The sequence below is a fragment of the Cyanobacterium sp. HL-69 genome (genome assembly GCA_002813895.1).
Taxonomy (GTDB): Bacteria; Cyanobacteriota; Cyanobacteriia; order Cyanobacteriales; family Cyanobacteriaceae; genus Cyanobacterium.
Map to the genome: position 1 here is coordinate 790302 of CP024912.1, position 14884 is coordinate 805185.

At 36.8% G+C, this 14884-nt stretch carries 11 protein-coding genes and 1 tRNA gene; 2 read left to right on the plus strand and 10 right to left on the minus strand.

Annotated features, from left to right (window positions below; translation table 11 throughout):
• The first annotated feature begins 214 nt into the window (after positions 1–214).
• On the plus strand, positions 215–739 hold the full coding sequence (locus AA637_RS03620; RefSeq protein ID WP_446683930.1) for a YdcF family protein: 525 nt from the start codon (positions 215–217) through the stop codon (positions 737–739).
• Between the two features lie 45 nt (positions 740–784).
• Here AA637_RS03620 and AA637_RS03625 read toward each other — a convergent pair.
• A tRNA-Val gene (locus AA637_RS03625) sits at positions 785–856 on the minus strand.
• Positions 857–906: 50 nt separating this feature from the next.
• Here AA637_RS03625 and AA637_RS03630 point away from each other — a divergent pair.
• The gene (locus tag AA637_RS03630) at positions 907–1512 is read left to right on the plus strand and encodes a metal-binding protein (protein ID WP_446683931.1); all 606 of its coding nucleotides are present in this window, start codon (positions 907–909) and stop codon (positions 1510–1512) included.
• Here AA637_RS03630 and AA637_RS03635 read toward each other — a convergent pair.
• The 9 genes from AA637_RS03635 to AA637_RS03675 all read right to left on the minus strand — a co-directional run bounded on the left by AA637_RS03635 (position 1509) and on the right by AA637_RS03675 (position 14371).
• The gene (locus AA637_RS03635; RefSeq protein WP_446683932.1) at positions 1509–3029 is read right to left on the minus strand and encodes a class I SAM-dependent methyltransferase; all 1521 of its coding nucleotides are present in this window, start codon (positions 3027–3029) and stop codon (positions 1509–1511) included. The two genes, AA637_RS03630 and AA637_RS03635, sit on opposite strands and share 4 nt — an antisense overlap.
• A 159-nt stretch (positions 3030–3188) precedes the next feature.
• Positions 3189–4724, minus strand: a complete 1536-nt coding sequence (trpE, locus tag AA637_RS03640) for an anthranilate synthase component I (RefSeq protein WP_446683933.1) — start codon at positions 4722–4724, stop codon at positions 3189–3191.
• 224 nt (positions 4725–4948) lie between these two features.
• Positions 4949–5569 carry a cytochrome c oxidase subunit 3 gene (locus AA637_RS03645; protein WP_446683934.1) on the minus strand — a complete coding sequence of 207 codons (621 nt, stop codon included), beginning with the start codon at positions 5567–5569 and terminating at the stop codon, positions 4949–4951.
• A 197-nt stretch (positions 5570–5766) separates the two neighbouring features.
• Entirely contained in the window at positions 5767–7422 is a 1656-nt protein-coding gene (gene ctaD / locus AA637_RS03650; RefSeq protein ID WP_446683935.1) for a cytochrome c oxidase subunit I, read from the minus strand.
• Between the two features lie 143 nt (positions 7423–7565).
• Positions 7566–8531: a cytochrome c oxidase subunit II gene (locus tag AA637_RS03655; RefSeq protein ID WP_446683936.1), complete on the minus strand. Its 966-nt coding sequence runs from the start codon at positions 8529–8531 to the stop codon at positions 7566–7568.
• A 155-nt stretch (positions 8532–8686) separates the two neighbouring features.
• A complete protein-coding gene (locus tag AA637_RS03660) occupies positions 8687–9745 on the minus strand; it encodes a DNA cytosine methyltransferase (RefSeq protein ID WP_446683937.1) in 1059 nt (352 codons plus the stop codon).
• Entirely contained in the window at positions 9738–10847 is a 1110-nt protein-coding gene (locus AA637_RS03665; protein ID WP_446683938.1) for a hypothetical protein, read from the minus strand. Before AA637_RS03665 ends, AA637_RS03660 begins: the two co-directional genes overlap by 8 nt.
• Positions 10844–12790 carry an ABC transporter ATP-binding protein gene (locus tag AA637_RS03670; protein WP_446683939.1) on the minus strand — a complete coding sequence of 649 codons (1947 nt, stop codon included), beginning with the start codon at positions 12788–12790 and terminating at the stop codon, positions 10844–10846. The genes AA637_RS03665 and AA637_RS03670 overlap by 4 nt, the downstream gene beginning before the upstream one ends.
• A gap of 150 nt (positions 12791–12940) precedes the next feature.
• Complete coding sequence (locus tag AA637_RS03675; protein ID WP_446683940.1) at positions 12941–14371, minus strand: FAD-binding domain-containing protein; 1431 nt, start codon at positions 14369–14371, stop codon at positions 12941–12943.
• Positions 14372–14884: the final 513 nt, after the last annotated feature.

Below are 14884 nucleotides of genomic sequence, written 5' to 3' on the forward strand. Positions count from 1 at the left end.
CCTTTGGTATCTTGTTAACCATGAAAAAATTTACTGCCAAAATATTCAGCTTAAGTTTCATACCAAATCCGAATGGTAGAGTATGCCATCCCCGCCTTGCAATAAATTACAAGGCTAACAGTTTATCATTCAATGAATTGAACTAAGGTATATTTTGATTCACGGATTTGGTATCATTACCCTAACCACTGTCTTTTTATTGGTAGTTGCAAATGTGCCAACTCAGATTTTTTTGACTAAGTTGCGATCGCCCCAACCCCAAGCTATATTAGTATTAGGTGGTGGTACAGGTAGAGAACGTTTTGCTTTGGAGTTTGCACAGAAACACCCTAACTTACCTATTTGGGTTTCTGGTGGTTCACCTTCGGAGAGACAAGTCTTGATTCAGGCTGATATAGATTCTCAGCGTGTCCATTTAGATAACCGTGCCACGGATACGGTTACGAACTTTACCACCACGGTAAATGCTTTACTGGAAAATAATATTCATCATGTCTATCTAATTACCTCAGATTTTCACATGAGGCGCTCCCGTGCCATCGCAACGGTGGTGTTTGGGAGTAGGGGAATTATTGTAACTCCTGTTTCTGTTTCCTCTGGACAACCAAGGGAAGAAACCTCTCGAGTTCTTAGGGATGTGGCTCGATCTTTTTTATGGGTATTTAGTGGTCGTACGGGAGCAAGTCTTAATCCTCGATTAACCCAACAAGCCCAATTTTCCATCAGAGACTTGATTTAACACAAAAAAAATCTCCTAACTATTAGGAGACTTTTTTGATTACAATGGGCGATACTGGATTTGAACCAGTGACGTCCTGCTTGTAAGGCAGGCGCTCTACCACTGAGCTAATCGCCCTTGTTGCGTTCACCTTTATAATTATAGCAAGTCTTTTTTAAAAATGCAACATGCCTTCAGGAAAAAATCATGATCGAATTACATGGCTTTGTTTACCATGGATTTTTATAGGTACTATTATCGTCTCAAAAGACCTATTGACAGGGTTTGTAGTAGCTTCTGGATTTTTGTTTAGTGGACTGATGTTTGGCCCTGATTTAGATATTTATTCGGTACAGTTCAAAAGATGGGGTTATTTTAAGTTTATCTGGCTACCTTATCAAAAATATTTGCGTCACCGTTCTTTTTTTTCCCATGGGTTTATTATAGGCACGGTAATTCGCAGTTTATATTTTTCTTTGATTATACTATTACTTGGTTTTATAGTAGGGGCGATCGCCCATTACGCCTTCCCTCAGATATGGCAATGGCAACAAACCATAGGTAACCTACAGCGAATAAGAGAAATATATCTAAAAGAAATCATCGCCCTGTTTATGGGCTTAGAATTAGGGGCTATGAGCCATTATATCGCCGACGGCATTGGCTCATGGTTAAAAAAAAGAACTAAAAAGAGTAACAGAAAATCCCCCAGAGCAAAAAAAACTACTCAAAAAAAACCCCAACTCAAAAATAAACCCCCTAGAAAATATAAATCTACTCGTAGAAAAAATTAATCAATACCTAATCTTTTGAGAGTGTCGAGACGACTTCCATAAAAAGTCTTCGCCACACTTTCAATATAAGTAATATTTTCCTGTGGCGTTTGCAAAACCTTATTATCCTTAACCAATCTTTTACCCTGTTTCGAAAAAATATCCCACAAAAACTTTACAGGATTCTCATCCCTCGACTTAGCGTATAACAAAAGTTGTTCCAAAGAATTTACCCCAACCCCTGAGCCAATCAACGGAGAAGCCAAAGAAGTCATCTCATCGGTAATAAAAGACCTCTTTTGAAGCATTTTATTAAAAGCATCCGTTGACTGCTTCCTCCTCTTACAAGTCTCATCATCTACCGCAGGATGAATATAGCCCAACCCAGTCAAAACAATCAAAGCCTGATAAATATTATTGACCGCAATTTTTTTGACATTGACATCAGTTTGTAATTCCCCCATGGTTAAAGGAGACTGGCTCAAAGCACTGACAATGGGGACATAAATTTCCTCCTGCAACGAAACCTCCCCCACAGCAAAATTATGCTTTAACTTAATACTGTCTATAGGCACTATCAAAGCATAGCGAAAATTGCTCATAATATTCACCTGCTCCCCCGCCATCATAGCTAACTTACCCTTAGCAAAAATATCCCGACGAAACTGAGTATTCAAACAAAAGTCCTTAACAACTTCCTTATAGCTATAATCTTTTATCTCCGCCAAAATCTTTTGCGCCTCAGCAGAAAAATTTAACACATCAATATTATCCATAACCTGTGCCGAAGCTACATAACTCAACTTTGCGTCTTCTAGTTCTTCCGCTACTTGATCAAAATAAAAACTATTCCATTGTTCATTAAAATATTCATGGACTAAATAGTTACGATTTTGGGACTTTAAATTATCAAATCTTGATTTAAGAGAAGGATTTTGGACAAAATAACCAGCATTAGCATTCATTAACCTTTCCGTAAAACTCAATGCCCCCTCAATACTTTCTAAGATAGGGGCTGATGAGTGCTGACGATGTTTCAACATCAATCCTTGCATGGGCATAGCCGCTGACCAACCAGGCAAAGTATTATAAGAAATATAAACGATGCCTCCTACCTTCAATTTTTGACGGATAAAATCAACAATCAGACGACGATTTTCTGGGGTAATCCAGCTATAAATTCCATGTAAGACTATAAAATCAAAAGAAGGCAAGTCTTGATGGATAAATTCTGCAAAGCTATCATCAAAAAACTGAACATTTTTTGTTCCTGCTGATTCTGCCAAGGTTTGGGCTTCAAAGATGTGATTCGGATTAAAGTCATTAGCATAAAATTGGGCTTCAGGATAAGTTGAAGCCAAAAGATTTGTTGTGTACCCTCTACCACAAGCCAACTCACAATAGGTAAATGGTTTTGTGGTGTTGGGAGGATGAATGGATTTTAATGCCGTTGCTAAGGACAATTTTAGAGGGCTTAATTCTCCATAAAAGCCGTTGGTATAATTGATTTCGGAAACATAACCTTCACTCCAAACCATAGTTACTCTTTTTTAATACATAATTCCTATTTTCACCAATTATAAAAGTTCCCCACAGTTGGTCTTTCTATAGTTACAAAAATGTTTCAGACACAATAATATATTTTTAGACACTGTGAGCCATTACTTTGACTTTACTTATTGATTATTTGTGACAACCTAACCCAAACTCCGAATAGCTTCCAATAAACCCTTCGCTTTATTAATAGTTTCTTGATACTCTTTATCCGGATCAGAATCTGCCACTAATCCAGCCCCCGCCTGAAGAAATACTCGGTGATTTTCCGCACCCTCTCCTTTTTCCACAATCATGGTGCGGATAGTGATGGCGGTATTTAACTGACCTTCAAAATCATAATATCCATACACCCCAGAATAAGGCCCCCTTCTTTCAGGCTCTAACTCATTAATAATTTCCATAGCTCGGATTTTGGGCGCACCGCTAACGGTACCAGCAGGAAACGCGGCTTTGAGTAAATCCCAAGGGGTATATTTTTCTTCTAATTCCCCTGTCACATTACTGACAATGTGCATAACGTGGGAATAACGCTCGATTACCATCAACTCATCCACCGTAACCGTACCTTTGTTACATACCCTGCCGAGGTCATTTCTTCCTAGGTCAACCAGCATAACATGCTCTGCGATTTCTTTAGGATCTTTGAGTAAATCTTCGGCAAAGGCTTGATCTTCTTGAAAAGTTTTCCCCCTCGGGCGTGTACCCGCAATGGGGCGTAAGGTGGCTTTGGTTTTGCCTTGTTCGTCTTTTTCGGCTTTTACCATCACTTCAGGGGATGAGCCTATTAACTGCCATCCATCAAAGTTATAGAAAGCCATGTAGGGAGAAGGATTAATTAATCGAAGGGAGCGATATAACTCAAAGGGATCTCCATCGTAGTGGGTTTGTAATCTTTGGGATATAACTACTTGAAAAATATCCCCTGCTTTGATGTACTCTTGGGCTTTTTTTACACTAGCCGTAAATTGTTCTTTGGTGGTATTACTTTGATAGTTTTCGGTGTTTCCTGTGATACTGGAAGGTTTATGGGGGTTGAATTCGAGGGGTTTGGCGCTGGTGGGGAGGGGGAGTTGTAGTTTAAATACTAATTTATTTAGTTTGTCACAGGCTTGTTCGTAGATTTCGTCTAGGGTAAGGTGTTTTTGTCTTAAGTCTGCATAGGCGATCGCCCATATTTTACGCTTTACCTGATCAAAAATCAAGAGATTATCAACTTGCATCCAAATGCCATCGGGCAAATCTCCTTCTTTGGGGGGATATACCTTAACCTTGGGTTCAATCCAAGAAATTAACTCATAACCCCAATAACCAAACAAACCACCAATATCGGGAGGAAGCTGAGGTAAATGGACGGGTTTAATAGATTCGAGACAACTAGAGAGAATATCGAAGGGATTTCCAGTAAAAACTTCTACTTTACCCTGACGATGGGTTTTTGTGGTGTGATGTCCTTTTGCCTCTAATGTCCAAACTGGATCACAACCTAAGAAACTATAGCGTCCTAGTTTTTCGCCACCTTCTACTGATTCCAATAAAAAACTATAGGGTTGATCTGCGCATACCTTATACCAAGCTGAAACGGGGGTTTCTAAATCCGCCACTAATTCTTGATAAACAGGAATAAAATTTCCTTGGTTGGTTAATGAGCAAAATTCATCGAAATCAGGGTAAATCATCTATTACCAAATAGCATGTAAGAAATATATCAACCTAGATTTTACCATAAATCAGGACTTGACCATTAACGAAGGATGAAGAATTAAGAATGGAGAATAAATGATTTACTGTTCTAGTGCAGTGACTACAATTTTGTACTTTTAATTATTTTTTCAACAAAATTTGTACATTTTTTTACACTTTATTTTAAATTCTAAATTCCACATTCTAAATTCCACAAACCCTAAGTAAGAGGTAAAAGATATACTAAACCGAAAAGGATTACCCAAACCACATCCACAAAGTGCCAGTATAACTCGGCAGCTTCTACGCCGAAATGGCTTTCTGCTGAGTAATGACCTGCTTCGCGCGATCGCCACAAAACCGCCAAAATAAACGACAAACCAGCGGCAACGTGTAACCCATGGAAACCAGTCAACACATAAAAACAACTGGCAAAAAGACTATCAGTTAAGCCAAAACCTGTCGTCGCATATTCGTAACCTTGCCCTGCGAGGAAGATAGCCCCCATGAGTGCAGTAATGCCAAACCAGAGTTTTAAACCCTTCTCATCATTATTTTTAATGCAGCTTTGCCCTTTGTGCATGACAAAACTACTAGAAATCAAAATGACGCTGTTAATACCGGGCAAGAGTAATTCTAACTCAATTCCCCCAGTAGGCCATTCTGGCATGGTGGCATAATAAATCATGTAGGCGCTGAAAAGACCAAAAAAGATCATACTCTCAGCAATCAAAAACATCACCAAACCAAACATCCTTAAATCTGGATGTCCGTGATGTCCGTTTTCGGCTTCTTTTTCGTAGCCAACGGTAACTTGTGAATCTATTTCTGTACTTTGCATAATTACTTATTTTCTTAGAATGTGCATAATTTTTTCTATGAGGTTTATCCTTATTAATATATCTACCCATAAATCGGGCTAGAAGCCCGAAATACGGTGCAAAAATATTAATTTTTAGAGATGTCTAATGACGAATTACTCAAATAATTGATAAGTAGCAAGATACAATCAAGTAAAATTTAATTATTAATTCTCAATTACTTAACCGCCACATCTGCCAACATATCAGAGATAGTTTCCTCCTCATAACCAGCTTCCTCATCAATACCATAATCATAAGGGCCACTCCATAAAACAGGCTCTTCCTCAAAGTTTTCAATGATAGGAGGAGACGCAGTTTGCCATTCTAGGGTAAGAGCACGCCAAGGATTACGCTCGGCTTGAGTACCTTTAAACAAACTCCACGCTACATTGATCACGAAAGGAAGGGTAGATATGGCCATGGTATAAGCCCCAGCGGTACTAAGAAGATTTAAGGGTTGAAATTCGATGTCATATAGGGCGATACGGCGATTCATTCCCATTAAACCTAGCTGGTGCATGGGCATAAAGGTAAGGTTTAAACCCACAAAGGTAAGGATAAAGTGTAGTTGTCCTAAACCTTCATTATAGTTTTTCCCTGTCATTTTGGGAAACCAGTGGTAAAAACCAGAAAATAGGGCGAGGGCTGAACCTCCAAACAATACATAGTGGAAATGTCCCACAATAAAGTAAGTATCATGGACATGAATATCGAAGGGTACAGAAGCTACCATTACTCCTGTGATGCCGCCGATAAGGAAGGATGACAGAAAACCAATGGAGAATAGCATGGGGCTATTGAGTTCGATTTTTCCGCCCCACATGGTGGCACACCAGCTAAATACTTTAATGCCTGTGGGTACAGCGATTAACATGGTGGTTGCCATGAAAAACATCCTTAACCATCCAGGAGTACCACTGGTAAACATATGGTGAGCCCAGACGATTAACCCTAAAAAGCTGATGGCTAAACTGGAATAGGCGATCGCACGATAGCCAAAAATAGGTTTTCTCGAATGGACAGGAATTACCTCGGAGACAATGCCAAAGAAGGGCAAAATCATGATATACACCGCAGGGTGAGAGTAAAACCAAAATAGGTGTTGATAAACTACAGGATCTCCACCACCAGAGGGATTAAAGAAATTTGTCCCTGCCATCAAGTCAAAAGAAAGGAGAATCAACGCCCCTGCTAAAACGGGAGTAGAAAGTAAAATGAGGGCAGAAGTTGCCAACATAGCCCAACAAAATAGGGGCATACTGTGCAAATCCATATCCTTCATGCGCATCTTTAAGATGGTAGTGGCAAAATTAATTCCCCCTAAGATAGACGATGTACCCAACAATAAGAGGCTTAAAATCCAAAACTCCTCTCCCCATTTCCCCGTCATCAAACTGAGGGGAGGGTAAGAAGTCCAACCCGATTGGGGCGCCCCCACAAGGAAGCTACTTAATAATAAAATACCCCCTGGAGGAATCATCCAAAAGGCGATCGCATTTAAGCGAGGAAAAGCCATATCATCCGTACCAATCATCAACGGAATTAGATAATTAGCAAAAGCCGCCCCCGCAGGTACAATCCATAAAAAGATCATAATCGTACCATGAAGCGTAAAAATCTGATTATACAACTCAGGGGAGACAAAATCAGGGTCAGGGGTAGCCAACTCCGTGCGTACTACCTCCGCAAAAGCTCCGCCGATGAAATAAAACAAAAATGAAGTTACCAGATACTGAATACCGATTACTTTGTGATCGGTATTAAAGGTAAAGTAATCAATTAATTTACGCTCCTTATGGTGCGTATTTTCCGAAATACTGTTTGTCGTCATAAAAAAAATATTGCTATGAAAAATTTTGAGAAACTACAAAAGATTATTAACGAGAAAGTTTAGGTATGATACTGAGGATTAAAAATGTAGAAAAATAAAAATGTTTTCACAAAAAAACAGTTAATACAGACACTACACTAAGATCATAAAACCTCATAATTGTCAATTATCAATTGTTTCAAAACATCCTCATCAATACCTAAATGATGGGAGTGCATTTCTAAACGACTTTCATACGTCATCGGTGCCGATAAACTTGCTATGGTATCAGCCTTTTCTTGGGCATTAGCGAAAGTATTATCCTGTACCCATTGCTCATACTCCTCCTCACTATGGACATAGAGGAAAGTTTTCATACCACCATGGTAAGGGCCACACAACTCCGCACAAATAATAGGATATTTACCCTCCCTATTGGCGGTAAAAGTCAAATTAGAATCCCTACCCGGTAAAACATCTTGTTTTAACCTAAGCTGAGGTACCCAAAAAGCATGGATAACATCCCCAGCCTTCATGTTTAACTTAACCCGCTTATTTACAGGCACATGAAGTTCCCCAGAAACAATGCCATTATCCTGCCCCGTAAAAATCCAAGCATACTGAATCCCATTAACATCCACCTCCATATCAGCATTAGCATTACCAATGCCTAAAGATAAATGTCCTTGGTGAGGATTATAGGCAACCATTTTTCCTTGATTGCTACCCTGGGCCATCTGCATTTCTTGGGGATAATCTCTGGAAGTTTCAGGATCTAAACCCCCCAAACCGTTATATACTTCAAAACTATATAATGCCAAAATAAAGACAATTACCGTAGGAATAGCAGTCCAGACAATCTCTAGGGGTACATTTCCTTCGATGCCTGGCCCATCGGTTTGATCTCCTTTTTTACGCCTAAATTTGATCATGCAATAGACAATTACCCCTTCTACAATGAGGAATAATCCCGTGCCAATGGTCATCATTAGGTTAAATAATTCGTCGACGTCTTGTGCTCCTTGAGATGCTTCTATGGGCATCAGACCATGATTTTGTCCGTACCACAAACTGATCAGGGTTAGAGCAATTCCTGCTATCAGCGTGATAATATTACCTGGAATATTCACAATTATTTATCCTAATCTTGTTCGATAATTTAATCATCTAGTTCCTAGGATAAGATAATTTTCTCGATCTGTTACGGATTTATTATGTTTGTGTGACTATTCTTTAGGTTTTTTTTAGGTTGTGCCTTGGATTCAAGGGATATTGTTAAAAATACTTATTTTGATGGTTCTACTAACAATCCTAAGTCAAGTAAGGACATTTGTTGTGGAGATGAATGGTGTTGTATTCTATGATCAGGATTAAAAAATTGCTCCTTAACCTGTTTTGCTATTTCCTCAACCATTGGAACAACTATTGAGTTTCCTACTCTGTTATAAAGTTTTCCCTTACTACCGACTAATTTAAAATTATCAGGAAAACCCATTAAGCGATAACATTCTCTGATGGTTAATTTTCTCACTTTTCCATCGTGTAGGATATAGTATCTACCTGCAGATTCTTGAGAAGATAAAGTCGGGTGAGTACCTTCGGAGGAGTAAATTCGGTTTGGCTGTTTATGTACTCTTGATAAATGCTTTGTGTTAGGACGGATGCCATTTACTCTTATCTTTTTATTCCTATAACCAGCAAAAATCAAGCCTGATACTTGTTGTTTAGGATTATTAATTAACGTATAATCTTCTTCTTTTAAATATTCAAATTCTTGTTTATTATCATCTTCTAAAATATCTTTAAGTTTTGGTGATGGAAGTTTTGTTAATCTACAAAAATCAAACTTTATATTATCTAAGAAGCCAATAATAATGGTTCTTTCTCTATTTTGTGGAACTCCAAAATTAATGGCATTTAATAAACTCCAATTAGTTGTATAGCCCAGGCTATTTAAAGTTGTTAATACGATCGCCAAAGTTTTACCATTATCATGATTCTTAAAGTGTTTTACATTTTCTAAAACGATAACTTTTGGTCTATGATATTCAACAATTTTAGCAATATCAAAAAATAAAGTTCCCCTAATATCATTAAATCCTTTTTTTTCTCCAGCAATACTAAAAGGTTGGCAAGGAAATCCAGCTAGTAAAATATCAAAATGGGGAATTTCTTTAATGTTAATTGCTTGTATATCTCCTGCTGGTAATTCACCAAAATTATGAAAATACATCTCTCTGGCATGGGAATTCACTTCTGAGCTAAAAACACATTTAAACCCAATGTTTGCAAACCCTATTCTAAACCCCCCTATTCCTGCAAATAAATCAATAAATTTATACATTATCTTCTAAGTTTTGTATTAGTTCACTCCATTTTTGTTTATGAATAATTTTTAATTCTGAGTCATTTTCCATGAGATGAGAATATAGATTAATGAATTTATCTAAACTAGAAATTAATCTTAAGTAATATTTGAGTGTCGGAATTATTCCATTGACTATAATTTGACAGCCATGATTGTTTTTCACCTCATTGATAATATCATTAATAATATTAAAATCATCTTGCTTAACTTCTAAATACGATAGAATATAATACCTTTCTGGATTATATTTTATAATTTTTTCTTGGGCAATTCTGACTATATTACCATCAATAGGTTTATCTAATTTAATTTCTAAAACTTCAAATAATTTTTCTTGCTTAATAATTTCAATATCTCCTGCACTTTTAGAACTTTTATCAGAAGCAGTATGACTTCCTAACGGTTTTAATTGACAGCCATTATATCTTGTCATTTCTTCCATTAAGATTTGATAAATACCATAAAAAGCCAATACTGGTAATTTAGAACCACCAAAAATGTTATAGTTAAAAGAAAATTGATAATTTAAAACATTTATAACTTTAGAAATAGTTAGTTTATCTGGATTAATTAAAGGTTGAATAACAACTTCATTTTGTTTTTGAATATTAATTATTTTTTTAAATAATTCCACTAATATATATTTGGGATTAACTCTTTCAACTTCTATGGTATTAACTAATTCTAAAAATGCTTTTTTAACCTTTTTATTTCCTATTTTTCCTTGATAGTCTAAGGTGTAAGGATATGGTTGTTCTAATGAACGAGTTGTCCAACCACTTTCTCGCATTGCTGGTAAACCCAATTGTCTTAATGTTGGCGAGATATATTTAGTATCAATAACTCTTCCTGAGAAACCATTTGCAATTTGTTTTTGATGATTCCTAATATCTTGTTGAGGATGTATAATTTTATAAATAGACAAGGTAATTAAAACAGTATAAACAGCCTTTTGACTAAAACATTTTTCAGCAATAATCTTTATATTATTTAATGTTTTTTCATTGAATTCTGCTTTATAACAATTTCCTTGTTTTGCTTCATTATAAATAGATATTAATAGTTTTTTGTAGTTCATTCTTCTAACATTTCTGATAGGGTCATCCATTTTTCTGTGGCGGTATCTAATTCTTTATTAATAGTGGACAATTCTTGAGTTAATTGTTGTAAGTCCTCGTAATCTATTTCTTTATTTTGATACAGTTTATTTTCTATATTCGCTTTTTCTTCTTCTAAATTGGGAATAATTTTATTCTCTAATTTGTCCAGTTCTCTGAGTTCAAAGTTAGATGGTTTTTTGTTTGATTTTTTATTTTTAGTTTCTTTTTTGTTACTATTTTCTTGTTTTTTCTTGTTTTTTTCAACGGCTTTAATTTCCTCTAATACTTCTTTTTCTCTGGCTTCTTGTCTTCTTTTATACTCTAAATAAATGGAATAGTTACCTGGATATTGCTTTAATGTGCCGTCTTGTTGGAAAGCAAAAATTGTTTCAACGGTGCGATCTAAAAAGTAACGATCATGGGATACTACTATGACACAACCTTTAAAAGATTCGATATATTCTTCTAAAACAGCGAGGGTTTGTACGTCTAAGTCGTTGGTAGGTTCATCGAGGATTAGTACGTTAGGATTACTAATGAGCATCCTGAGCAAAAATAAGCGTCTTTTTTCTCCCCCTGATAGTTTCTCGATGGGGGCGTATTGTTGATTGGGGGTAAATAAAAATCTTTCGAGGAGTTGACCTGCACTAATTTGGCTACCGTCGGAGGTTTCGATGTAGGTGGCTACTTCTTTAATATATTCGATCGCCCTTAATTGATTTTCTTTAGCGGTAATTAAATCATCGGAATGTTGGTCAAAGTAACCAATTTTAATAGTACCCCCGATGTCCACATGACCATCGTCTGGCTCAATTTTACCCATGATCATATTCATGAGGGTTGATTTTCCTACCCCATTTCCGCCGATAATGCCTACCCTGTCATCGGGTTCAAATATATAGGTAAAATCATTAATTAAAGTGCGATCGCCATAACTTTTGCCAATACCGTGTAACTCAATTACTTTTTTACCGATACGACGACTAGGGGTATCAATTTCCACCTTCCCTTGAGCCTTCCGAAACTGCTTATCCTTCATGTCCGAGATGCGATCAATCCTTGCCTTTTGCTTCGTGCTACGAGCCTTAGGGCCTCTTTTAAGCCACTCCAACTCCCTGCGTAATACCCCTTGGTGTTTGCGCTGACTACTAGCATCAGACTCCTCTGCTAGGGCTTTTTTCTCAAGGTAATAACTATAATTTCCCGCATAACTAAAAATTTCTCCCCTATCTACCTCTAATATACGGGTAGTTACTTGATCAAGAAAATAGCGATCGTGGGTAATGAGGAAAATCGCCCCCGTAAACTGTTTTAAATACTCCTGTAACCACTCCACCGACTCCGCATCAAGATGGTTAGTAGGCTCATCCATTAATAATAAATCAGGTTCAGCCATCAACACCGAAGCTAGGGCAACCCGTTTACGATAACCCCCCGACAGACTGCCCATTTTGGCATCAAAATCCTGAATCCCCAATTTATCAAGGATAATTTTGGCTTCTGCTTCCAGATTCCAAGCATTGTGACTGTCAATTTTTTCCGTAACCCTTGCCAATTGCCCCATCAACTGCTCTTGGGTGGCTTCATCTGCTTGGGCTATGTGGTGGGATAAATCCTCATATTCCTTTATCCACTGCATTTGTTCCCCGCAATCAGCGAACACCTGTTCTAATACCGTATGGTCAGGGTTAATATCTGGTTGTTGGGGTAGATAGATAATTCTCCCCCCCGACTTTGTCACCATTTCTCCCCCGTCAGTGGGTTCAATTCCTGCCAACATTTTGAGGAGGGTTGACTTTCCAGCGCCATTCACCCCAATCAAGCCCACCTTGTCGTTATCTTCAATGCTGAAACTAGCATCCTTAATGATTTCTTTGATGCCAAAGTCTTTCTTGAGGGATTGAACAGTTAAAATGGTCATGCTTAATTATGGTAACGGGAAACTTGTCTCTAGTTTATATTAATCTTCCATTATTTGTAAGGCATTTATTCTCTAGCAAAGAGTTTAAACCCCTTATCAAATAACTAGCTTAAAATGATTTTTTGTACTCTATTATTAGACACAATAAAACTATGACTTGACTTGAGCGTATAAAGCCTTAAACTTTCTTTGTTGCTCTTTATGATCAACTATGGGGGTTACATATGCGTAGCTCCTCGCATCCATAGGCAGTATCTTACCTGTTACCAGCTCCCCCGTATCTAAAGAGCTAATTTCGGGCAACCATTGGCGAATATACTGGGCTTCTGGGTCGAATTTTTGGGCTTGGGAAGAGGGGTTAAAAATTCGCAGGGGTTTGGGATCCATTCCACTGGATGCACTCCACTGCCAACCGCCATTATTAGCAGCCAAGTCACCGTCATAGAGTTTTTGCATGAAGTATTTTTCCCCCCAACGCCAATCAATAATTAAGTCTTTGGTAAGAAAACTGGCGACTATCATGCGACAGCGATTGTGCATCCAGCCTGTTTCGTTTAGTTGACGCATGGCAGCATCTACGATGGGATAACCTGTTTTGCCTTCACACCATGCTTGAAATTTTTTCTCGTCATTTTCCCAAGGAAAGTTTTTGAAATGTTCTCTATATGCCCCTTGGGCTAATTCAGGGAAGAAGTATAGGCAATGTTGATAAAATTCTCGCCATGCTAATTCTTTCCGCCATGCGGTGATGTTTTCCCTTGCTTCATCACTCTGGGTGTTTTCCCATTCTGCGACGGTTTTTTGCCAAATAGTCCTAGGTGCGATCGCACCAAATTTAAGAGCAGCACTTAATAAAGAAGTACCATCAACCGCAGGGAAATTACGATTCTCATCATAGTTTACCAGTAAATCAGAACAAAAATAATCTAATCTTTTTAAAGCTGCATTTTCTCCGGGGGATAACACCAAATTTCTTTGCCAACCATAACCCAATTCCTCTGCGGTAGGTAAATCAATTGCCCCCATTTTTTTGACTATTTTTTGTTCATTTTCATCCAAACCAATTAACGATGAAGGAGCAGTAAAAGGCAGCTGTTTTTCTAGTTTTTCCCAGCTACGCCAAAAAGGTCCATACACGGTATAGGGAGTGTTATTGCTTTTGGTTAAAACATCTCCGGGGGGGTGCATTAATTGATCCCAAAAAACGTTATAGTTTATGTTTTGTTTTTTTAAAATACTAGCAATTTCCCTATCTCTATTTCTACTATAAGGCTCTACATCTTTATTCCAAAAAATTGATTCAACTTGTAATTTATCAGCTAATTCAGGAAGAATAATTGTAGGATTACCTCTAAATATTAGAAAATTTCCTCCCCTTTCTTGGTAGTTTTTTCTCAATTCATCTAAACAACCAAGCATATATTCTATTCTTGCTGGTGCTATATCATCTCTATTTAATATATTTGTATCTAAACAAAATACTCCAACTATCTTTTTACTTTTTTTATTAGCTTCATACAGGGCTAAATTGTCATTTATTCTTAAGTCTTTTCGATGCCATAATAAAATTAAATTATTCATAAATATTCTCTGGTTTTGTCAAATTTTATCATATTATGTATATTCATATTTTTTAAAATAAATATATTTGTCAACACAGATGTTTTACTTTTAAAAAACATAGCTTTTCTATATATTTTTACTATAAACACTTATGGAAAAGCGATAATTATTCTTTTATAAGAGACTTTTTTTAATCATAAAATTAGTAAATATATAATTTGTTGTGTATCCTAATATTTATAGTAATAATCAATGATTTATCACAGAATAACTCTCTCTAGTTTTCAAGGAGAGGGCTTATTAAGTAGGTTGGCGAAATTAATTATAGCTCTTATTTTATTAAGACTCTTATGAACAAGGGGTTTAAACCTCTTGCCTACATCGATTTAATTATGCCCACTTACTTATTTTGAAAAAACAATCAGTACAATATTTTTTACTTTAAATCTTTTTTCTATGAAATGGCCATAATATATTTGTTTATGCTCTCATCAATAATAAGAATAAAGGTTCATGAATTGTGTTAAACTT